Annotated in this window: 18 protein-coding genes; 10 read left to right on the forward strand and 8 right to left on the reverse strand. The window is 58.8% G+C overall.

From position 1 onward, the window contains the following. Positions 1–3 precede the first annotated feature (3 nt). Positions 4–3,366, reverse strand: coding sequence for a UvrD-helicase domain-containing protein (locus ACOYW0_RS23550; protein WP_482416170.1), 3,363 nt, complete (start codon positions 3,364–3,366; stop codon positions 4–6). A 454-nt stretch (positions 3,367–3,820) separates the two neighbouring features. Between ACOYW0_RS23550 and ACOYW0_RS23555 the strand changes: the two genes are divergently transcribed. The 6 genes from ACOYW0_RS23555 to ACOYW0_RS23580 all read left to right on the forward strand — a co-directional run bounded on the left by ACOYW0_RS23555 (position 3,821) and on the right by ACOYW0_RS23580 (position 11,306). After that, positions 3,821–3,979: a hypothetical protein gene (locus tag ACOYW0_RS23555; protein WP_180144669.1), complete on the forward strand. Its 159-nt coding sequence runs from the start codon at positions 3,821–3,823 to the stop codon at positions 3,977–3,979. 337 nt (positions 3,980–4,316) lie between these two features. Beyond that, entirely contained in the window at positions 4,317–5,123 is an 807-nt protein-coding gene (locus ACOYW0_RS23560) for a hypothetical protein (RefSeq protein WP_482416171.1), read from the forward strand. Between the two features lie 53 nt (positions 5,124–5,176). Further along, the gene (gene traF / locus ACOYW0_RS23565; protein ID WP_482416172.1) at positions 5,177–6,253 is read left to right on the forward strand and encodes a conjugal transfer protein TraF; all 1,077 of its coding nucleotides are present in this window, start codon (positions 5,177–5,179) and stop codon (positions 6,251–6,253) included. A 477-nt stretch (positions 6,254–6,730) separates the two neighbouring features. Beyond that, positions 6,731–7,528 carry a hypothetical protein gene (locus ACOYW0_RS23570; protein WP_482416173.1) on the forward strand — a complete coding sequence of 266 codons (798 nt, stop codon included), beginning with the start codon at positions 6,731–6,733 and terminating at the stop codon, positions 7,526–7,528. Between the two features lie 201 nt (positions 7,529–7,729). Continuing rightward, positions 7,730–8,833: a hypothetical protein gene (locus ACOYW0_RS23575; protein ID WP_482416174.1), complete on the forward strand. Its 1,104-nt coding sequence runs from the start codon at positions 7,730–7,732 to the stop codon at positions 8,831–8,833. A gap of 304 nt (positions 8,834–9,137) precedes the next feature. Beyond that, entirely contained in the window at positions 9,138–11,306 is a 2,169-nt protein-coding gene (locus ACOYW0_RS23580) for an acetate--CoA ligase family protein (protein ID WP_482416175.1), read from the forward strand. A 60-nt stretch (positions 11,307–11,366) separates the two neighbouring features. Here ACOYW0_RS23580 and ACOYW0_RS23585 read toward each other — a convergent pair whose 3' ends face one another. Continuing rightward, positions 11,367–12,164, reverse strand: coding sequence for a pterin-binding domain-containing protein (locus tag ACOYW0_RS23585; protein ID WP_482416176.1), 798 nt, complete (start codon positions 12,162–12,164; stop codon positions 11,367–11,369). Between the two features lie 469 nt (positions 12,165–12,633). On the opposite strand from ACOYW0_RS23585, the gene ACOYW0_RS23590 reads away from it, so the two are divergent. Then, the gene (locus ACOYW0_RS23590) at positions 12,634–13,092 is read left to right on the forward strand and encodes a hypothetical protein (RefSeq protein WP_482416177.1); all 459 of its coding nucleotides are present in this window, start codon (positions 12,634–12,636) and stop codon (positions 13,090–13,092) included. A 98-nt stretch (positions 13,093–13,190) separates the two neighbouring features. On the opposite strand, the gene ACOYW0_RS23595 is transcribed toward ACOYW0_RS23590, so the two are convergent. From ACOYW0_RS23595 to ACOYW0_RS23615, 5 genes are all read right to left on the reverse strand, one after another. Next, a complete protein-coding gene (locus tag ACOYW0_RS23595; protein ID WP_482416178.1) occupies positions 13,191–13,898 on the reverse strand; it encodes an ABC transporter ATP-binding protein in 708 nt (235 codons plus the stop codon). Further along, complete coding sequence (locus tag ACOYW0_RS23600) at positions 13,891–14,688, reverse strand: ABC transporter ATP-binding protein (protein WP_482416179.1); 798 nt, start codon at positions 14,686–14,688, stop codon at positions 13,891–13,893. Before ACOYW0_RS23600 ends, ACOYW0_RS23595 begins: the two co-directional genes overlap by 8 nt. 1 nt (position 14,689) lies before the next feature. Next, the gene (locus tag ACOYW0_RS23605; RefSeq protein ID WP_482416180.1) at positions 14,690–15,943 is read right to left on the reverse strand and encodes an ABC transporter permease subunit; all 1,254 of its coding nucleotides are present in this window, start codon (positions 15,941–15,943) and stop codon (positions 14,690–14,692) included. A 65-nt stretch (positions 15,944–16,008) separates the two neighbouring features. Then, entirely contained in the window at positions 16,009–16,917 is a 909-nt protein-coding gene (locus ACOYW0_RS23610; RefSeq protein WP_482416181.1) for a branched-chain amino acid ABC transporter permease, read from the reverse strand. A 103-nt stretch (positions 16,918–17,020) separates the two neighbouring features. Next, the gene (locus tag ACOYW0_RS23615; protein WP_482416182.1) at positions 17,021–18,076 is read right to left on the reverse strand and encodes a branched-chain amino acid ABC transporter substrate-binding protein; all 1,056 of its coding nucleotides are present in this window, start codon (positions 18,074–18,076) and stop codon (positions 17,021–17,023) included. A gap of 626 nt (positions 18,077–18,702) precedes the next feature. Here ACOYW0_RS23615 and ACOYW0_RS23620 point away from each other — a divergent pair. Both ACOYW0_RS23620 and ACOYW0_RS23625 read left to right on the forward strand, forming a co-directional pair. Next, entirely contained in the window at positions 18,703–19,374 is a 672-nt protein-coding gene (locus tag ACOYW0_RS23620) for a CBS and ACT domain-containing protein (protein ID WP_482416183.1), read from the forward strand. 102 nt (positions 19,375–19,476) lie between these two features. Continuing rightward, complete coding sequence (locus ACOYW0_RS23625; RefSeq protein ID WP_482416184.1) at positions 19,477–19,809, forward strand: hypothetical protein; 333 nt, start codon at positions 19,477–19,479, stop codon at positions 19,807–19,809. Positions 19,810–19,933: 124 nt separating this feature from the next. Here ACOYW0_RS23625 and guaD read toward each other — a convergent pair whose 3' ends face one another. Beyond that, positions 19,934–21,253: a guanine deaminase gene (guaD, locus tag ACOYW0_RS23630; RefSeq protein ID WP_482416185.1), complete on the reverse strand. Its 1,320-nt coding sequence runs from the start codon at positions 21,251–21,253 to the stop codon at positions 19,934–19,936. Between the two features lie 365 nt (positions 21,254–21,618). Here guaD and ACOYW0_RS23635 point away from each other — a divergent pair, with 365 nt between their 5' ends. After that, entirely contained in the window at positions 21,619–22,680 is a 1,062-nt protein-coding gene (locus ACOYW0_RS23635) for a BMP family ABC transporter substrate-binding protein (protein WP_482416186.1), read from the forward strand.

Below are 22,680 nucleotides of genomic sequence, written 5' to 3' on the forward strand. Positions count from 1 at the left end.
GGTTTAGAACAGGGACATCTGCACCGGTCCCTGGGCCTTTTTCCGGGGGAGGGTGCGTTGTTGGCTCTGTTTCAGGTGTTCTTCGATGTCGGCCAGGTAGGGGGAAGGGGTGCACTCCACGGGTTCGCCGAAGCGGAGGCGCCTGGCAGCGTGGGTCAGGAAGAGGCGCTCTTTGGCACGGGTCATGCCCACGTAAAAGAGGCGGCGCTCTTCCTCGGGGTCGCCGGGCTCTCCGTACGCAGGTTCAAAGGGAAGGTTCCCAGCTTCACATCCTGCGATGAAGACCACGGGAAACTCAAGGCCCTTGGATGCGTGGAGGGTGAGGATGCTCACTTTTTCAGCCTTGACGGCAAGGGTGTCCTGCTCCTTTACCAGGGCGGTCTGGGCGAGAAACCGGGCCGTGGAACCCCGGGATTCAAAGACATCGGCCCGGTCCAAGAGGGCTGTGAGGGCGTCAGCCAGCCCCTCGTCTTTTTGGCACTCCGCAGCAACAGCGGGAAGCTTTTCGAGCAGGCAGCGGATCTGCACGGCGGGTGCGTGGCTTTCGCAGGCCATCCGAAGTTTCAGGATCGCGCCCAGGGCGTCCACCATCGCCTCCCGGTCGCTGCACCAGGTGTCGGTGAGCAGGTAAGGGTTGGCGATGAGATCTGCCACGCTCAGCTGCGTTCCGTCCTTGGAGACAGGGGGGTAGAGGGGGAAGGTCACGGCCTTGTCGGTGAACAGGGGAAGAGCGGTCTCCAGGTCCATGAGGCTTCCGCAGTCCGTGGCAAGCTTCACGGCGGCGATGAAACGGTGCATGACGGGGTGGTCGAAGGCGCCTCCCTTGGCTGTGACGGCACAGGGAATCCCGGCTGCCGTAAGTTTTGCGGCGATTTCCACGCCGTGGGCATGGGTGCGGGTGAGGATCGCCATGTCTCCGAAACTCAGGTCTGTGTCGTTGTAGGTGGCCCCGCCGAAATCCATGGAGTGGAATCCCATGCCCCCGATGAGCTGTTCGACCTGTTTTCCGATGGCCACGGCCTCCTCCTCGCCGCTGCGGCAGGGGAGGATGGTGATGTGCCTGGCGCCGTCGATGTCTGAGACGACTTTTGTCTTGTCCCCCAGGATACTCCCCGATGCCGCCAGGATGGTTTTGCTGGATCGGTAGTTCTGGGTCAGGGTGATCCGGGTTGCGTCGGGCTGATCCGAGAGGAACCGGTGGAAGTAGTGGGCCGACGACCCCCGGAACCCGTAAATGGCCTGGTCCGGGTCACCGATGACGCAGATGGCGTGGCCTTGGGGGGCCAGCAGCTGGGTGAGGCGATACTGGGCATGGTTCAGGTCCTGGTATTCGTCGATGAAGATATGCGCAAACCGCCGGGTGAGCTCGCATCGGAAGTCGGTGTCTTCTTCCAGTGTCCGGACAAGTCGGAAAATCAGGCCTTCGAAATCCATGAGGCCGTTTCGCTTCAGGAGCTGTTCGTAGGCGCTGTAGCAGCGCCGGAAAAGATCTGCATGGATCTCCGTGATTCTGGAGAGGTCGTCGTCCGGAGAGATGAGCTGCTGGCGCGCCCGCTCAATGAGTCGACTCAGGTGGCCGGGACGCATGGCCTTGCGCTCTTCCGCAGACAGAGAGACAAGGAGCGCCTCCTTCAGCAGCCGGTTCCTGGCGGTGTCGTCGGCGATGGCCACGGGTGTTTTTTCCCGTTGGTTCAACAGATCCAGGGCCAGGGCGTGGAAGGTACAGGCCAGGGGGATGCTGTGGCCAATGAGTCCCCGGAGGCGCTCGGCCATCTCCTCGGCGGCGCGGTTGGTAAAGGTGATGGCAAGGATGGAGGCCGGGTCGATGCCGTTTTCAACCAGGCGTGCGATGCGCCGGGTGATTGTGTGGGTTTTGCCTGTCCCCGGCCCTGCCACGATGAGAAGGGGGCCCGGGGGATGGTTGACGGCTTCATCCTGCAAGGCGTTTAGCCCTTTGGCGGGAGGTGCTGACGGCTCAGGAACGGTGTCGTTTTTTTTTACGGCCGGTGGCACCGGTTTCTCAGATGGCCCTGCCTCGCGAATGCGATCCGCAGAGGGCGCTTTGGGGACCTGAAAGAGAAGGGTCTGGCCGGGAAGCTCGGCCTTGTCGTCTTCTGAAAAGACTTTGACCACCCCGTACTCCCCGTCGAATCCGCCTTCGAGCACCACCCGGCGCTGCCGGACACGCATGATGGCCTCGCCGAGGAGGGGGATCCCTGATTCGGAAAGCTCGTCGCGGGAGCGATCCCGCAGAATGGCAAGCTCAGGGCCCAGCTTGGTGATGAGGCCCGAGAGCTGTGTCTGGACCTTTTTGGATTTTGGGCCCACGGAGAAGATCTCCGAGAGAATTTCCTCCAAAGGAATGAGGCTCTCAAACCCAGGGTAGCGGGGGGAGACGGTCTCCGCCTCCTCTTCGGACCGGTCGGCCAGCGCGAGGACCCGGTGCAGCACGCCCAGGGTCAGGGGTTTGCCGCATACCGGGCACAGGTCTCCCAGGGCCACCGACTCCTGGGGATCCAGGCTTACCCCGCACTTGCGGTGGCCGTCCATGTGGTACTTTCCCTCTTCGGGGAAAAATTCCAGGGTCCCCTCAAAGCCGGGGTTTCCTTCGGTCTTCAGGGCATGGAAGATGGCGTCGTAGGAGAGCTCCGTGTCAAAAAGGTTGGCCTCCCGGGCCAGCTTGGCCGGTGAATGGGCATCGGAGTTGGAGATGAGGGTGATGCCGTCCAGCATGGAGACTCGGCGGTTCATGGGTGGGTCCGAGGAGAGGCCGGTTTCACCGGCAAAGATGTGATCGCTCAGGTCTCCGAAACAGGCCGACACCGAGTCAAAGCCGGATTTGGACCCCAGCATGGAGAACCAGGGGGTCCAGATGTGGGCAGGGATGAGGACGCCGGAATCGTCGGTTTCAAGGACGATTTCCAGAAGGTCTCGGGCGTCCAGGCCCAGGATCGGTCGGCCGTCCGAGGTGATGTTTCCGATGGCGTCGAGTTTTTTGTTGAAGGCTTTGGCCGAGTCGATGCTCGGGAAAAAAACGAGGTTGTGGTTTTTTCGGGTGGCCCCGTCTTTTTTGTAGATGCAGCTGATCTCAGCGGAGAGCATGTAGTGGAGCTCCCCGGAAACAGAAGGGGACAGGCCCTCGGCGGATGCCTCTGCCAGGTCGGGCCTTAAGGTAAAAAGGCCGCCACCGGTGGGGACAAGTTTCTCCTCGATGTCGGCCATCCAGGCCGGGTGCGTGAAATCACCGGTGCCGAGAAGATCGATGCCCTTGAGACGGGCGTGGCGGTATAGGGTTTCAAGGTCAAGGTCCCGTGATGTGGCCCGTGAATACTTAGAATGAATATGAAGATCGGCGATAAACGGCATAATTCTCCCCGCAGGTGGTTCATTTGTTGGGCACATCATAGTGCAGGCGCAGGGCAAAGGTCCACAGGAATATCCGGGTGGGCGCCGGGGGAGCGTTGTCTAAGCATCGATGACGTTTTACATTTCTATGGATGCAGAAGGATATGACTCTATATGCTTCTGTGTCGGTACGTTGTCTGGCAGGCTGTTTTACCACAAGAGTCAAGCTGAGGGAACGATGGGTGATTGTCATGATATGTCTGCAATTCTTTGGTGTTGCCGGTCCCGGGGAGACGTGGGGAATTCTCCCGGATTTTTAATGGTATTAACTTATATACGGGACGTTCAATATCTCATATGATGCGAGGTGAGTGGTAATTTGCAGTCGGCAGAGGTTTAATCGTTTTAAAAGGTAAGGGGGGAGGAAGAGATGCCCGGTTTGGACCAAAGAGAACGAAAGGCGATGGAGGATCGGATGAATCGTCTGGCTTCCAAGGAAGAAGAATATCGCATATCACGCAAGCTTGCAGAGTATATCGATATGCTTGAGACCTACCTCATTGAGATGGACGAACGGGTGGCATCCCTGGAGACGATGCTTGGGCTGAGAGGCCTTGAGCCTCCGCAATACTGAGCCCCATACCTGACCATAGCTTATCCGGGCCCCGCATGGAAACATGCGGGGCCTTTTTTTTGTGCTGAGCCGCCATTTTCCTTTCCATGATTTGCCCACCTTGTTGTCTGTCCTTAGTTTAAAATCTGGTTTTAAGTCATCCTATATCTAAAGAATGCTCCTTGGTGTGACGAATAGGAAATATATCGTCAGCAAACAGGTCTGTTCTCCGGTGGGTAGCGCCGCTGGGCGGGCTGAACAGCGTCTTCGGGTCGCTGTTGTGTGACGATGCAGCGGGTGTCGCCTGCTCTGGGCCACCCAGGTGTTGAACCGTTTTGAGTCGTTATTGAGGGGAACTATGAATTCTGTGAACATCGGTAAATCGGCGGCACCGTTGCGCGTGGCAATGGTGCTTTTCTGTCTGTTGTTTTTTTGTGCCTTCACCGTGGGGTGTGATGATGAGTCGAGCCATGAATCGAAGCTGGAAGAGGCGCGGATGGCCATTGACGACGGCAATTACAGCAAAGCGATCTCTCTGCTGGACGGAATGGTGGGGACCGATGTTCTCCAGGTCCTTGCATCCGCCCATGCGGGGCTCGCAGGTATCGACACCTTTGAGATTCTGAAGCAGGTGGACGACGGGGGCTCGGGGGACGGGAGCATCGATCTCATCGGCAAAATGCTTGGGACCGGAGAGGACGACATCCTCACGGCTGAGGACATATCAACCAAGCTATCCGAAATCGACCTTGCCAAATCCATCCTCCTGGACTCCGTGGGAGGGTCGGCGGCCAACCTTGATGACGACGGCAAGGTCAAGCTTGCCATCTACGGATTCACCGACATTGTGCTGGTGATGGGCAAAATGATCTCGTCAAAGGGCGGGGGCACGGACGTGACCCTCACCGAAGAGGCCATCCGGGCCCAGGGGACTGTCTATGTGGACACGGACATCACAGGTCTGGCCCTGGGGGACGGTGTGGATCCCATGGCTCTCATCAACGGGGACTTAGATGCCGTTGAAGCAGGGATTACGGCCCTGGGGACCGGTATTGAGAACAACGACCTGGGCGAAGAGTTTGATGCGTTTTTGAAGGAGATCGACACCAGCAGCGACGGCTATGTCAGCGCAACGGAATTTGTGACGTACCTCAACACGATTTAATAAGGGCCCCAGGCACAACGGAGATGATGATGGTTTTAAAGATGTATGGAAAAATGTCTATTTTGGTGGCAGCTGTTCTTCTTCTGGCCTCCTCGGGCTGGACCGAACCCTACCGCTCCATGAACATGGGCGCGCGTCCCCTGGGCATGGGCGGTGCTTTTACCGCCGTGGCCGATGATCAAAACGCCATCGACTACAACCCGGCAGGTCTGAGCCGGGCACGGAATTTTGGCATGGGCATCCTCAACCCCCTGGTGGAGGCTTCCGAGGATAGCTATGACCTCTACAATGATTTTGACGACATCGATGAGAACGATACGGCTGAAGTGACCGAGTTGTTGAGGAAATACGTGGGGGAGAACCACCACGTGAAACTGGCTGCCGACCTGTATGCGGGGTTTCGCATGGGCAACGCCGGGGTGATGGTGGCGGGCGTCGGCCGGGGCTATGCGGACATGGCCATTCGAAACCCCACCTACCCGGAACTGCACCTTACCTCAGACATCGACTACGGCGGTCAGGTGGGGATTGGCTATGAACTGGCCATGGTACCGGGGCTGAGCATCGGCGTGGGGGTGAAGGCCCTGAGCCGGAAAAGCATCGACGAGGTGTACACGGCCGTGGACATTGCAGACGATGATTTTGAAGATACCCTGGAAGACGACCAGAAGGACGGCAACGATGCCTCCTTTGACTTGGGCATGATCTGGAGCAGCGAAATTGAAGGGTTGACCCGTGTGAGCCTTGGTCTTGCGGGAATCAACATCAAGGAGATGGACTTTGGGGAGGCACGGGATCAGAAAACCCAGTACAACGCAGGGGTGGCTTTTACCCAGAGTTTTTTCGGGTGCACCCTGACCGAGGCCTTTGACTACCACGACATCACAGACAACCTCGCCGAAGACGACTCCACGGAGAAGAAACTTCACATGGGGGCTGAGTTGAAGTTTCCCATGCTCCTGGCCTTAAGGGGCGGTCTCTCCCAGGGGTACTACACGGCCGGTGCCACCCTGGATTTCAAGGTGCTGCGTGTTGATGTGGCCACCTACGGAGAAGAGATGGGGGCCTACGCCGGGCAGAAAGAGGACCGACGGTATGTGGCCCAGATCTCCATGGGCTGGAGCTGGTAAGCACGCATACCGAGCAAGGTGGTCCACCATTATAAGAATACCTTAATATACATCCGCGCGTTTTTCGGAGAACAGGAAAGCGCGCGGATGGAACCAAGGGCGTTTCTGCGGTCTCCCTCCCATGGGGTTGTGAGAGGCAGGCGTCATCGTCATGGAAAACCTTGCCTTTACGGCCCTTCTCCCCGATAATGAAAAACACGGACATGCGATACAGCATGCGGCACCTCCCCTGAGAATCAACCGATTCGACCTCCCCTTTATCATGAGCGTCCTGAGTTCCCATCCGGGCCTGTTTCCCCGGCCCGTGGCAGCCCGCGTCCTGAGCAGGGATCCCCAATACCTGCGGACTGGGTTTCATGCCCCTTTACCTTATAAGACTTACATACACAGACATTTCGGCGCATGACCGGCGGTGGGTTCTGGAATTCGCCCCGTGATGCGTTGCAACCCGGCAGGATTTGAGTCACGGGAGGGACGATGCAATCAACCCGTTTCGGTTCATGCGTTGTGGGGTCTCTCGCGGCCGTTCTGGCCTGTGCCCTGTTTCTGGCAGTCCTTGGCACTGGCTGCGATGACGGCGACAGCTACGAGGCCCGTCTCGAAGATGCCAGGATTGCCGTTGACGACGGCGACTATGACACGGCCATCGCCATTCTTACCGGTCTGGAGCAGACCGGGGAGGTGCTGGAGACTCTCTCCACGGCCTACGCGGGAAAGGCAGGCGTCGACAGTATAGCGATATACAGCGGTGCGGCTGATGGCGGCGGCACCATCGATCAGTTCGGCAGGATGCTGGGCCAAGGAGACGTGGGGCTTCTGGCCTGTTCCGAGATCGGTGCGAAGCTTTCGACTATGGATCAGGCCATCACTGCGCTCATTGGGTCTGCTGGGGGCACATCCGGTTTGAGCGACTACGGCAAGGCCAAGCTGGGGATCTACGGGCTCACCGATGCGGTGCTGATCCTCGGGCAGATTTTTTGCCGCAACTTCGGGGACCGCTTTACGCCCCCCGATTTCGTGGGGCTCACCGAGGCCTGGATAAAAGAGGCCCGAGGTCTGGTTGCCGGGGATTTTGTCACCTTGCGCATCACGCCGGAGGAGCTTGCGCAGATCAACCGGGATGTCGGCTTTGTCTCACTGGCCGCAGTGGCCCTTGGGCCGGGAAACGTTCTGGGCAGGGAGTTCGAGGCGTTCCTTGGAGAGATCGATACAGGCGGAGACGGGGATGTCTCCTTTATCGAGTTGATCGACTATGTCAACACCCTGGGGGAGTAGAACCAGGGTAAACGCAGCTCGATTTTGCCTCCGGCGGCCAAACTTTTGAAAAGTTTGACAAACAGGTTTTATTTTTTTTGCGTGACTTGATTACCGGAACGTTTTTGCGGAGCTTTTTTCAAAAAGCGACCCGCCGGAGGCAACGGAATTATTAAATGCGTTGGCCCTGGGAGTAGAACCCGTATGCGCACGGAGGAATCCATGGGAAAACCGGTGTACACACTGCAATGCCTCCTTGTTGCCGCCGTGCTTTTTCTTCCAGCGGCCACCGGAAGGTGCGAGCCGTATCGGTCGGTTCTCATGGGCGTGCGGCCCCTGGGCATGGGCGGGGCCTTTACCGCCGTGGCCGACGACCGGAACGCTTTGGACTACAACCCCGCCGGCCTGAGCAGGCTCCGGGGAGGAAGCCTGGGGATCCTCAACCCCATGGTGGTCGCTTCCGAGGATACCTTTGACCTGTACAGCGATTACGACGACATCGATCAGGACGATGTCATCGAGGTCACCGAATTGTTGCGAAAGTACGTGGGGGAGAACCATCACATCACCCTGGGGGCGGATATTCATGCGGGGTTTCGCCTGGGCAACGTGGGCGTGATGGTGGCAGGGGTTGGCAGGGCCGTGGCGGACCTGACCATTCGCAACCCGGTCTATCCGGAACTCCGAATCGTCTCCGATATCGATTACGGTGGCAAGGCCGGTGCGGGCTATGAGCTTCCCCATGTGCCGGGCCTGAGCCTCGGGGTGGGCGTGACGGCCTTGAACCGCAGCAGCATCATGGAGACCTATACGGCCCTGGATATCGCCGACGGAGATTTTGAGGACACCCTTGACGACGACCAGGTGGACGGGAGTGATGCCTCCTTTGACCTGGGTATGATCTGGCGCAGGGAGATTGAAGGGGTGACCGACGTCAGCCTGGGCATTGCGGGCATCAACATCCGGGAGATGGATTTCGGCGAGGCCCGGGACCAGGAGTCCCAGTTCAATGCAGGGGTTGCCTTTACTCAGCGGTTTTTCGGGTTTTCCCTCACCGAGGCCTTTGATTACCACGACATCACGGACAACCTCACCGGAGACGGTTCCACGGAGAAGAAGCTTCACATGGGGGCCGAACTCGTATTCCCCGTGCTGCTGACCCTCCGGGCCGGGCTTTCCCAGGGGTATTACACCGCCGGGGTGACTGTGGATGTTTCCTTTTTGCGGCTTGATGCGGCCACCTACGGGGAGGAGATCGGTGTCACCGGAGGCCAGAAAGAAGACCGTCGGTATGCGGCCCAGCTCTCCGTGGGGTGGAGCTGGTAGTTTTTTTATATGTTGACGGGATGTTGACGAGAAAAGGGAACGGAGCCGCTTCAGGGCAGCTCCGTTTTTGTTTTTTTCGTGTGTTCGGAGTCCCTTGAAGGGGAACTGTTTGACATGATCCTTCAAAATGGGGTTTACTGCAAACGAAGATTTTGCGTTTCCTTGTTTTCTCGCCACCTGCAAGGTGTTTTTTTGTCCTGCGCCGGAAGGGAAAGGGGCCGGAATGCCTAGGTGGCTGTCGTTGCTTTGATGCTCAAAGGTTTCTGCCGATTTGACATCAACCCACAGCCAAGGAGGTCGACCCATGGGACACAGTCTGGACGCCATCTTTTCACCTCAATCCATTGCCGTTCTCGGCACGTCTACCACCAAGGGAAAGGTGGGCCACGACATCTTCAGCAATATCCTGCACGGGGGGTTTCAGGGCACCCTTTACCCGGTGAACCCCAAAGCCAAATCCATCCTGAGCGTTCGCTGCTACGAGTCGATCCTCTCCATCCCCGACCCCATCGACCTGGCCCTGATCATCCTGCCCCCTCCGGCTGCCCTGAAGGCCATTGAGCAGTGCGTGATTAAAAAGGTCAAAGGGGTGGTGATCATCTCGGCGGGCTTCAAGGAAGTGGGGGGAGAAGGCCTGGAGATCGAGGAGAAGATCAAGGTCATCTGCAAGGAGGCGGGGATCCGCATCGTGGGGCCCAACTGCCTGGGGGTGATCAACCCGTCGCCCACCGTGTCTCTTAACGCCAGCTTCTCTGCGCGCATGCCCTCCAAAGGCAACATCTCCTTTATCTCCCAGAGCGGGGCCCTCTGCACGGCGGTCCTTGACTTTGCGGCGGATCGCGGCTTCGGCTTCTCCAAGTTTGTCTCCATCGGAAACAAGGCCGACGTGGATGAGCTGGACCTGCTTCGGTATTACCACGCCGATCCGGAGACCCACGTGATCATGATTTATATGGAGGAGCTCGGGCGCAAGGGCAAGGAGTTCATCGACGTGGCCAAGGAGATCACCTCAGGGGACAACCCCACCCCGGTGCTGGTGATCAAGTCGGGTCGCTCGGTGGCCGGTGCAGCCGCCGCGGCGTCCCATACCGGCTCTTTGGCCGGAACGGACGCGGTATACGACGCGCTGTTTGCAGAAGCCGGCATCATCCGCTGCGAGTCGGTGAACGAGCTGTTTGACCTGGCCCAGGGTTTCTCTCCGAGGAAGTACCCCACCGGGCGAAACATCGCCATAGTCACCAACGCGGGAGGGCCGGGGATCATCGCCACGGACATGACGGAAAACGCGGGCATGAACCTTGCCGTGTTCAGCGAAGAGACCGTGGAAGAACTCAAGCGCCACCTGCCCCCCACGGCCAACTTCAACAACCCGGTGGACGTCATCGGGGACGCCGCCCGGGACCGTTACGAAAACGCCTTGACCACGGTGATCAGCGACGAAGGGGTGGACGGCGCCCTCATCATCCTGACCCCCCAGTCCATGACCGATGCCATCGGCACGGCCACGGCCATCTCCGAGATTTCGCGTCGGACCTTGAAACCCATCACCTGTGCCTTTATGGGGGTCGTGGACGTCTCCCCCGGGGTGAAGATCCTCCAGAAGGCCGGGGTGCCGGTGTACGATTTCCCCGAAAACGCGGCCAAGGTGCTGGGAAAGCTTTATCTTGCCCATTGCTGGCTGAGTCGGCGGGTGCTTCCCCAGTACAAGCTGGAGGTCGATGAGGAGCGGGCCCGGGCCCTTATCCGGGGGCACCTGGACAACGGAGATACCCTCCTGGGCGAGTACGAGGGGAGCAGCATCCTTCAATGCTACGGACTCAGGACCCTGGACATGGAGATCGCCACCTCGCCGTCGGAGGCCGTGGACATCGCGCGGCGCATCGGGTACCCCGTGGTGATGAAGATTGTTTCACCCGATATCATCCACAAATCCGACGCCAAAGGGGTCCGGGTGGGGATCCGAGAGCCCGCCGAGGTGGAGGCCGCCTACGCCGATATCCTTGCGTGTGCCGAAGCCTACAAGGAAGACGCCCGCATTCGGGGGGTCCTGGTTCAGCAGATGGCCATGGCAGGGGAAGAGGTGATCATCGGTACCAAGCAGGATGAGCAGTTCGGCCCCATGGTGATGTTTGGTTTCGGCGGGATCTTTGTGGAGCTCTTTAAGGACGTGGTCTTTCGTGTGGCCCCCTTTGGTCGCAACACGGCGCGTCGCATGATCAAGAGCATTCGGGCCTATCCCCTGCTCACCGGGTTCAGGGGCAAGCCCGTTGCCGATATCGAGGAGATCGAAAAATGCCTGGCCCGGGTGGCGCGGATGGTGACCGATCACCCGGAGATCCGGGAGCTGGATATCAACCCCATGCTGGTGCACCCCAAGGGCAAAGGAGCCACCGTGGCCGACATTGTCCTGCGCCTGAAGGATCTCTCCGAGCCTGGCTGCGACGATGGGGATGAAGAGCCCACCGAGCCGTAAAGGGCAAGACTGTTTGACACACATAAAAAACGCCGTGGAGAAAGGCTCCACGGCGTTTTTTTATTTCAGGGCTTCCCAGGAGAAGGGGAGACCGCCGGTGAGGAGGTTGGCGGCGTGGACCGCACGGACGCTCTCCTTCCGGTTGGTGTTCATGAGGATGTAATCCAGTCCGGCTTCGGCCAGAAGGGGGATGTAGGTGTGCTCCATGGTTTTGCGCTTGTCCTCGGGGACCTTGCCGCTGGTGAGGTTGGAGAGCCCGGCCATGCTTTGGACGGGCCGTCCGGCAAGTTCCTCCAGGGCTCGCAGGGTGCGGATTACCTCCAGGGCCTGGAACGCGCCCTCATCCCAGAGCAGGGGCACCACCACCGGGTCCACGATGAGCCGGTCCAGGAGGTCTGTGCCTGCCTCGGCAACGGCCGTGAAGAGGTGGGCTGCCACATGGAGCCGTCCATCGGGTTCTGTGGGGACCGCCCCGGTTTCCGTGAGCAGGTATCCCACAAAACGGGCCTGTTCATGCCGGGCCATCAGGGGGAGAAACGCGGCCAGGCGGTGGGGCTGGAGGGAAAATCCGTTGATGTGGATGTCCGGGTGGCCCGTTTCCAGGGCCTGGCGCGCGGGCTCCTCATGGGGGGAGTCGATGAACAGGGGCAACGGCGTGATGCCCCGCACCACATCGATGAGGTAGGGGACCACCGCGGGGTTGCGCCTGGCCAGGGGGCCGATGTTCAGGTCGATGGCGTGGGCCCCGGTGGACAGGAGCCCATGGATGACGGCTTCCATGGCCGAGGTGTCTTTTCGGGCCACAGCATCCTGGAGCATCGGGTTGATAAGCTGAAAGTTGTCGGAAACGATACGCATTGGCAGGGGCCCTTTCATGGGTTGGCGTCAGGGGTGCTCGGGGCCTGAATCCGGGCAATGGAGTCAGGTTGCGGCCCATATCGCTTTTTCCGGGGCTTTTTCCTGATTGTTCCCACATGGAAACAGAAACCCTGGGGGTTTCTCCTGGATAAAAAAGGGGCAGGTACGTGGGATTGTCCCGGGAATTTGTATGACGCAACGTTCCTTCGGGGGGAATGCCTATGAAAATGATAAGGTGTATCTATAGACAAAGCATCACCTCCAAAATATTATGGACCCCACGTCGAAGTAAACACACGTTACGGCAAAGAACGCAGTCTGTTCGGAAAATCCCATCCTCTGATACCCGAAGACTCCTGTCAACAGTGATTTTTGCAACCTCCTCAGCGGATCGGCCGGGTTTGACACTTCAGCGATCTTCGCCTCATCTCACCTGAAATCAGTAATGTACAGATCATGGAGGTCTATTATGTTGGAGCAAAAGGAACGTCGTCTGGATGTCACCATGTGCCATCGATGCCTCATGCGTCAGAAAGCTGAAAAAGCACTTCAGGGTGAGCTGTGTGACAAAAGGGCGCCCCGCGGTCTGGCCTGGCTTTCCGACGGCGTGTACGCGGTGATTCCTGAAAAGGCACCTCAGATTTGTCAGGTGCTCTCCATCAGTCATGAATCCATGAGCTTTTTTTATTTCGGCGAACCGCCCCTGGAGCAGGGGCTCCTCTCAAGCGCGGAAATCGTGGTGACGGGTCGCGGGTTCCTGGCGGACAACCTTCCTTTTAAAGTGATTTCGGATACCCCTTTGGATGAGCGGGGGCCTGGAAAATCAAGCAAGCGCCTGTGCAAGGTGCGGTTCCTGGCCCTCAATGAGGCCTCCAGGGCCCAGATCGATCATGTCATCGCAGTGAAAGAGGTGGTGTCCATCCAGTAGCGGAGGAGAGGTATGGAAGAACAAACCAAAGGGGCGTTTCCACCGGCGAGCACGGTGGAGACGCCCCTTCGTATTTTTTAAAGGTGGGTGACGGCGTATCAGATGCCGAGGTACGCCTTTTTTACCTCTTCATTGGCCAGGAGGTTTTCGGCGGTGTCCGAGAGGGTCACGGCGCCGTTTTCCATGACATAACCGCGGTGGGCCGATTTCAGGGCCAGGTTGGCGTTCTGCTCCACAAGGAAGATGGTGGTGCCGCTCTCTTTGTTGATGCGGGTGATGATGTCAAAGATCTGGCGGATGATCAGGGGGGCCAGGCCCAGGGAAGGCTCGTCCAGCAGCAGGAGGCGCGGCCGGGCCATGAGGGCCCGTGAGATGGCCAGCATCTGCTGTTCGCCCCCCGAAAGGGTGCCGCCTGCCTGGTGGCGCCGCTCCTTGAGGATGGGGAAGAGGTCCATGACGTACTCAAGGTCCTGCCGGACCCCGGTTTTGTCCTCCCGGAGATAAGCGCCCATGTCGAGGTTTTCCAGGATGCTCAGCTGGGGGAAGATGCGTCGCCCTTCGGGGACCTGGCAGAGGCCCATCTTGACGATTTTTTCCGGGCTCATGGCGTGGATGGGGACCCCGTCAAAGGTAATCTCCCCGGATCGGGGGGGCACCACACCGGAGATGGACATGAGGGTGGTGGTCTTGCCGGCCCCGTTGGCACCGATGAGGGTGATGATTTCTCCCTCGTTGATCTCGATGGAGAGGTCCTTCAAGGCCTGGATGTTTCCGTAAAACGTGTTGATGTTGCAGATCTTAAGCATCGACCACCTCTTCTCCGAGATATGCCTTGATAACGGCGGGGTTGTTCTTGATCTCCATGGGGGTGCCGGTGGCGATCCTGCTTCCGTAGTCCATGACGTAGATGCGTTCGGAGAGGTTCATGACCAGCTTCATGTCGTGCTCGATGAGGAGGATGGTGATCTCTTCTTCATCCCGGATTTTTCGGATCAGGGTGTCGAGCTCCTGGGTCTCCTGGGGGTTCATGCCGGCGGCGGGCTCGTCCAGGAGCAGAAGGACGGGGTCCGTGGCCATGGCCCGGGCAATCTCCAGGCGCCGCTGGGCTCCGTAGGGCAGGTTTTTGGCAAACTCATCGGCCCAATCCGCCAGGTCCACCTTTTCAAGGAGCCCGTAGGCGTCGTCGGTGATCTGTTTCTCTTCCCGGCGGGCCGAAGGGGTCCGGGTCAGGGCGTTGAAGATGCCGGACCGGGTCCGGATATGCCGTCCGATCATGACGTTTTCCAGCACCGTCATGTTCTGGAAGAGGCGGATGTTCTGGAAGGTCCGGGTCATGCCGAGGGCGGCAATGCGGTTGGGCTTGATGCCGTTGATGCGGGTGGGGTGACGGGTGCCGTCCCCCAGGAACACGTCTCCGCCGGTGGGTGTGTAGATGCCCGTCACGCAGTTGAAGAAGGTGGTTTTTCCTGCTCCGTTGGGGCCGATGAGGGCGACGATTTCGCCTTTTTCGATGGTCAGGTCCACATGGTTCAGGGCGCGGAGGCCTCCAAAGTCCATGGTGAGCTGTTTGACGTCCAGTATTTTTTCGGTGGCCATGCTAGTTCCGTCCTCCCCTGTCGATCTTGTAAATCTTGCGTACGTTGGCGATGATTCCCTGGGGGCGGAAGATCATCATCACCACCATGCTGGCGCCGAAGAGCAGCATGCGGTAGTTGCCCACCTCCCGCAGGTACTCGGGCAGGAGGATGAGGATCAGGGCGCCGATGATGACACCCAGAATGGACCCCATGCCCCCCAGGACCACGATGGACAGGATGATGGCAGACTCCATGAAGGTGAAGCTCTGGGGGTTGATGAAGCCTGTCTTGGCGGCAAACAGAACCCCGGCCATTCCCGCGAAAAAGGCGCTTAAGGCAAAGGCGGTGAGCTTGGTGCGGGTGATGTTGATGCCCATGGCCTGGGAGGCGATCTCGTCTTCGCGCATGGCCATGAGCGCCCTACCGATGCGGGAGTTCTGGAGCCTGTAGGTGGCAAAGACCGTCAGGGCGGCCAGGCCCACGGCCAGGTAATAGACATACATGATGCCCTGCTGGGTGGTGAGCTCCATGCCCAAAAGGCCGGGTTTGGGGATCTGGGCGATGCCACTGGGGCCGTGGGTGAGGGCGTCCCAGTTTTCAAGGGTGATGCGGGTCATCTCCCCGAAGCCCAGGGTGACGATGGCCAGGTAGTCTCCCCGCAGGCGCAGCACCGGGATGCCCAGGGCGATGCCGAAGACGGTGGCCAGGATCCCGCCCAGGGGAAGGGCGGCCCAGAAGCCGATGCCGAAGTGCATGTTCAAAAGGGCGTAGGTGTAGGCTCCCACCGCGTAAAAGGCCACGTACCCCAGGTGAAGGAGCCCAGCCAGGCCCACGGCGATGTTGAGGCCGAGGCCCAGGATCACGTACATGAGGGCCGTGGTAAGGATGGTGGTCTGGTACTGGTTCACAAAGGGAAATAGGAGGGCCGCCACCACCAGGAGTCCGTAGAAGGTGCGTTGGATCATGGGGTTGGACTCCCGGATAACCCCGTCTTTGGTGGGGCGGTCCGAGAGGGGGGCCTTTGCCATGCGCTTTGCAAGGCGGTTGCCGGTGAGCAGGGAGAGGGGGCTTTTACCGGCGGCCTGGCTCTCCTGGAGGTAGCGCCAGATCAGGGAGACCACAAAGCTCCCGATGCCGATCATGAACATGTTGCGCCATCGCCAGGTGATGGCGTTTTCAATGGTGTTTACCTTGATCACCATGATGGGAAAGGTGAGAAAGATAAACCAGAGGGCGACGACAAACGATTTTTTTATTTCAGATAACTTGAACATCCTGGGTCCTGTATCCATGGTTGCGGTTCCGAAGGACGGCCCGACCGGGGGCGGGCCGCACCCGATCAAACCTTCTGGGTGGTGTTGCGCCCGAGGAGACCGGCAGGCCTGAAGATGAGAATCAGGACCAGCAGGGCAAAGGCGAAGACATCTTCATAATCGCTGGAGATGTAGCCGGTGGCCAGGCTCTCGGTCATGCCGAGGACAAGCCCCCCGAGCACGGCTCCGGGGATGCTGCCGATGCCTCCGAGGACGGCTGCGGTGAAGGCTTTGATGCCCGCCATGAAACCGATGTAAAAGTTGATCTGTCCCATCTGGGAGGCCACCAGCACACCGCCGATGGCGGCCAGGCTGGAGCCGATAACAAAGGTAAAGGAGATCACCTTGTTCACGGAGATACCCACCAGCATGGCCATGGTGCGGTCCTGGGCCGTGGCCCTCATGGCCTTGCCCATGGTGGTGTATTTGATGATGTAGGTCAGAAGTATCATGATCACGACGGTGGAGATGAGGATCACAAGGGAGGGGGAGCCGATGATATGGGAGTAGGGTTCCCAGAAGTCGAATTCAGGAATCAGTTCGGGAAAGGGGAGAAACTTGTCGGTCTGGGCCAGAAGCACGTAGTTCTGGAGAAAGATGGACATACCGATGGCGCTGATGAGGGGGGAGAGCCTCGGGGCTTTCCTCAGGGGCTTGTACGCCACCTTTTCCACGGTGAAGCCGTAGGCGGAGGCCCAGATGATGGCCGCCAGCCCCGCCATGATAACGATGGCCAGGTGCGGAAAGCCCAGGACCGTCAGGACGCTGGCGACGATAAGGGCGGTGTAGGCCCCCAGCATGTAGATTTCGCCGTGGGCAAAGTTGATCAATTCGATGATGCCGTACACCATGGTGTACCCCAGGGCGATGAGGGCGTAGATACTGCCCTTCACCAGGCCTCCCAGAAAGAGTTCCAGAAAATACTCCAGATCCATATGTCCGTCTCCAACGGCCCTAACGTGGCCGGTCCTGCTTTGGGGCGGTCCCTTTACGGGCCCGCCCCTGTTTGATGTTGCGGTCAGGCATTAGGGGCCGGTCTTAGTTCAGCTCGACAAATTTGCCGCCCTGAACCCGGTACATGGTGAAGCCCACGCCGATGGGGTCGCCCTTTTCGTCGAAACGGATCTTGCCCAGGGGGGTGTCCACATCTTCGGTCCTCAGGGCCTTGACGATGGCGTCGTAGTCCGTGGAACCGGCTTTTTCAACGGCATTGAGGATGGCCAGGGTAGCGGCGTAGGCTTCCAGGTAGAAGGCACCGGGGTCTTCGCCGAAGGCCTTCAGGTGCTGCTCCTTGGCTTTGATGGCAAGGGGGTTCTTGGAGTAGTCCATGGGGCCGGAGACGTAGACGCCTTCGGCATCTTTACCGGCCACCTTGATGAAGGTCTCGTCCTTGAGGCCGTCGGCGCCCACGAACAGGGATTTAACCTTCTTTTTGTTCATCTGGCGGATGATCTTGGAGGCGTCGGAGTGGTAGCCGCCCCAGATGACAACATCGGCGCGTGAGCGCTTCACCTTCTGGACAATGGGGCCGAAGCTGACGGACCCGGAGGTGACGCCTTCAAAGAGAACCACCTCGGCCTTGGGGCTGGCCTCCACAAATTCTTTGGCCAGCAGGGCCGCGCCTTTGCCGTAGTCGCCCTTGTCGTGGAGGATGGCGATTTTTTTGGCGCCCAGGGTTTCGATGACGAATTTAACCTGGAGCTCGGCCTGGACTTTGTCGTGGGCGATGGTGCGGAAGAAGTTGGGGTAGTCGCCGCTTACGGTGAGGTCCGGAGCGGTGGCGGACGGGGAGATGCAGACAAGACCGGCACCGTTGTAGATGCCCAGGGCTGCCTTGGTGGCGCCGCTGCAGATGTGGCCGAGGACGATATCCACGTTGCTGGTGACGAGTTTGGTGGCGGTACTTGCGGCCACTTCGGGCTTGCAGACGTCGTCTTCGGTGATCAGCTCAACCTGCTTTCCGAGGACGCCGCCGGCGGCGTTGATATCGGCGACAACAAAGCGGGCGGCGTTGACTGTGGGAAGACCGTAGGAGGCGAGGTCCCCACTGTGAGCGCCTGCGACTCCGAGCTTGATGGTGTCAGCCGCAAACACCTGGCCAGCTGTGAGACACAGCGCGAACAATACCGACAATACCGTAGCGGTTAAAGAAATACGAAACCGTTTCATGAGTCTCCCTTTTGATTGGAATTGAGTGAAAAACCGAATTAAATTTGCAAAACAACACCAAATCGTGCACCCTTGTATTTTCTTGGTAAGTCAAGATGTGTGGGGACGAGTCAGTAATCTTTTTTCATAATATAACCTTTGCGTAAAAGTCAATTGCAATTACGTGAAACATTGGGGTTTTTGGTGAGAATATCCTTAAGTATTTCAGGTGGTTTCTTTTGTATTTACAGAGTTTTACTTGACAGGTCCATGGGCATGGCATAGGCTTGAAAAAACGGGAATTATGATTCCCTATCATCCGTGAAACGGATGGCCTCGGGAACCTGTTGTCAATGCTCTCGGGGGATGCAGGTGGCGTTGTCCGTATTTTTCCATGATGACGGTCTGTTGACTCGATTTGTTTGGTTTTAGTAGATTAAAAATAAGATTTGTATTACTTATATTGATGTGTAGATCAGCAATGGCAGGCTTGGAGAGGATGCGCGCCTTTTAGGAATGGCGCGGGCGTGTTTCCTTGAAAATCCATTCTTTATCACGAGGGAGCAGTTATTATGTACGTTGGCAGAATCATGCACACCAACCTGATTACGGTTAAGCCTGAAACCACCATCAAACAGGCGATGGACCTGCTTAAGGAACATCATATCGAGCACCTGGTCGTTCTTGATGATGCGGGCAATCTCAAAGGGATCCTGTCGGACAGGGACGTTAAGGCCAACCTGGCCTCGCCGGCAACCACCTTCAGCACCCATGAACTCAATTACCTCCTGGACCAGGTGACGGTGGGGATGATCATGGTGAAAAACGTGATCACCGTGACACCGGGGACCCCGGTGGAAGACGCCGCCCTTGTGATTCGTGAAAACGAAATCAGTTCGCTGCCCGTGATGAAGGAGGGGCGTCCCGTGGGAATCGTCACCAAGACGGATGTCATGGGGGTGCTCATGGACGCCATCGGGCTGGGGGAAGAGAACGAGCGGCTCATCGTGCTGGTGAGGAACCGCCTGGGCATGATCGCCGACATCACCAGTCGGCTGCGTGATGAGAACATCAATATTGCGAGCCTGATCACCTGGCCGGAGAAAGGGCTCGAGGGGGTCTATCAGCTGGTGATCCGTGTGCACGGGCGGGACAAGGCCAAGGCGGTCCAGGTCCTGGAGTCCATGGATCTTAAAGTGATCACCGGGTATGTCGAGGATCACTCTTCGTACGTATCCGATTGATGGGCGGGCCAAACCGGATACTTCACGGTCAACGGCCAATAAGGCCATGACGGCCGGTTGCTGTGGCGTGTCCGGGGGACGTGCCCGACAAGGAGGCACACCATGATTGAAAGCACCATGAAGCGTATTGAGGCTCTCCTTGAGTCTGCGGATCAGATGGATCCGGTCAGGCGAGAGGAGCTCCAGAAGCTCTTGGAGACACTCAAGGGCGAGGTAAAGATCCTTGCGGAGAGCAACCGGGAGGAGGCTGAGAGTATCGCCGGATTCACCGGGCTCACCACCCATGAGGTGGTGCGGAAGAGTCCCGATCCCAAGCTGGTCTCCATTTCATCCGAGGGGCTCATGGCCTCGGTTGAGGGGCTGGAGGCCTCGCACCCCAGGCTGGTGTCGGCGGTCAACGCCCTGTGTACCTTTTTTTCGAATATGGGGATTTAGACGGTGGTTTGACGGCGGACCGGATGTGTCCGGTTTGCCGATGCTTCGGGCATGCTCAAAGCGGGCGCAGCACCATGGGTGCGGCGCCCGCTTTTTTGTCGCGCTTCGGCTTGAAACAGAGTTCTTAGGGTCGGGTGTAGGCCGGTTCCCCCAGGATGTGGGTGGCGGCCACAAAGCGGTCGTCCCCCAGGATCATCAGCACGAAGAGGAGCTCTTCAAGGCTCTCCGCCCGCTGGGTACGACGCGCCGAAAGGGGTGTGGCCTCGGGGTCGATGATTACAAAGTCGGCCTCGGCCCCTTGCCGGAAGGTGCCGACGGCGTTTTCCAGGCCCAGGGTACGGGCCCCTCCCAGGGTGGCAAGGTAAAAGGCGGTGGTGGCCGATAAGGGGGTGCGGCAGAGCTGGCACACCTTGAACCCTTCGGCCATGGTGTGGAACGGAGAAAAGGAGGTGCCGCCGCCCACGTCGCTTCCCAGTCCCACGGGGATGCGGTGCCTCTCGGCGTTGTCCATGCGGAAGAGGCCGCTGCCCAGGAACAGGTTGGAGGAGGGGCAGAAGGACACCGAGGCGCCGCTCTGGGTCAGGTGTTCATACTCCTCTTCGCCCAGGTGGATGGCGTGGGCAAACACCGACCCCTTGCCCACGAGTCGGAACCGGTCGTAGACGTCCAGGTAGTTTGCAGCTTCCGGGAAGAGCTCCCGCACCGTACGGATCTCCTCGTGGTTTTCCGAGAGGTGGGTGTGCATGATCAGGCCGTCGGCCTGGCTCATGAGCTCTCCGGCGGCTTCCAGCTGCTCACGGGTGGAGGTGACGGCAAAGCGCGGGGTCACGGCATAGCCCAGGCGCCCGTTGCCGTGCCAGCGGTCGATGAGGTCACGGCTTTCGTCGTAGGCGGACTCCGGGGTGTCGGTGAGGGCATCCGGGGCGTTGCGATCCATGAGGGTCTTGCCGGTGATGAATCGAAGCCTGCGCTTTTGCGCCTCCTGAAAAAGGGCCTCGGCGGACCCGGCGTGGACCGTGGCCATGGCAAGGGCCGTGGTGGTGCCGTTTTTCAGGGTCTCGTCAAAGAACCGGGTCGCTCCTTTTTGACAGACCTTTTCATCGGCGAAGCGCTGCTCCTCGGGAAAGGTGTAGGTGTCGAGCCAGTCCAGGAGCTCAATGCTGTTGGAGGCGATGACCGAGAGCTGCGGGGGGTGGATATGGGTGTCGACAAAGCCCGGCATGATCAGCTTGCCTGAATAATCGTACCAGGTGGGCTCGGCGTCGTGGGGCATGGGAGCGCCGCTTCGGTCCCCGGCGTACAGCACGGTACCGTCTTTGATAAGGAGGAGGCCGTCCGGGTGGTGGTGCCAGGCCTTTTTTCCTATGCTCCTGGGGTCTTCCGTAAAGTGAAGGATATTTCCTTTTACAGCAATGTATTGCCTGTTTTTTTCTTGAGTGGACATTTTTATTTTATTTCACATGTTTTTGTAATACATATCGTGGTTCCGGTACCTTGGGTGACGCATGCGTCACGGGCAATGTCTGGGCCGAAAGCTGCAAGGCCCGGAAAAAAGGATATCTCGTGTGCCTGTCATGGCATGGGTACAGCAGGTGCGCAGGTGTCTTTGCTGCCCCGGGAAGAATGCCCGGGGGCTTGGGATTTTGACGCGACGGACAGAATAACCATTTTCATACGGGAAATGCAAGGATTCTCTCTTTTCTACGGATTCAGGCGGCTTTGGTCTTGCTGAATGCAGGACTTTCATATATTTCGAGTGCGTCACAGTTCATTTATGATTGCACCAAACTACACACGTGGAGGATGTACATGCGTAAAGGTCTGGTTCTGCTGGTGCTCGCATTGCTTATGGCAGTGGGGACGACACAGGCGGCAGAAAAGAAAATGAAGGTTGGTTTTGTCTACGTATCACCCGTGGGAGATGCCGGGTGGTCCTATGCCCATGATGTGGCCCGACAGGCCATTGAAGCCCTGCCCGATGTAGAAGTCAAGTACCTGGAAGCGGTCAATGAAGGGGCCGACTCCGAGCGCGTCTTTCTCAACATGGCCCGCAAAAAATACGATCTGATTTTCGGCACCAGCTTCGGCTACATGGATCCCATGCTCAAGGTCTCCAAGCGCTTTCCCAAGACAGTGTTCATGCACTGTTCCGGTTACAAGACCTCCGAGAACATGGGCAACTACTTCGGTCGTATGTACCAGGCCCGATACCTTTCCGGCATGGTGGCCGGTTCCATGACCAAGAGCAACGTGCTCGGGTATGTGGCTGCCTTCCCCATCCCCGAGGTGATCCGCGGCATCAACGCCTTTACCCTGGGTGTCCAGGCCGTGAACCCCGATGCCGAGGTGCGCGTGGTCTGGACCAAGACCTGGTATGACCCCGCCAAAGAAAAAGAGGGTGCCAAGAGCCTCCTGGACGTGGGGGCCGATGTCATCGCCCAGCACCAGGATTCCCCCGGTCCCCAGGAAGCTGCCCAGGAGCGCGGTGTCTACTCCATCGGGTACAACACCGACATGAGCTCCTTTGCCCCCAAGTCTCACCTTGTGGCCCCCATCTGGAACTGGACGCCTTTTTATATGGAGGTGCTCAAGAGCGTCAAGGACGGCTCCTGGAAGAGCGGCTCCACCTGGAACGGCCTGGCCGAGGGCGTGGTGGATCTGAGCCCCATGAGCGATCTTGTGCCCGCCGACGTGCAGGCCAGGGTCCTTGCCCGTCGTGATGAGATCAAGAAGGGCGGTTACGTGGTCTTCTCCGGTCCTGTGAAGGATCAGGCCGGTACGGTCCGCATTGCAGAGGGCGCTGTGCCCGCCGATGGTGAGCTCCTCGGCATGGATTGGTTTGTGAAGGGCGTGGTGGGTACCACCAAGTAA

It is taken from the genome of Desulfoluna sp. HI9BLuna, assembly GCF_056829775.1.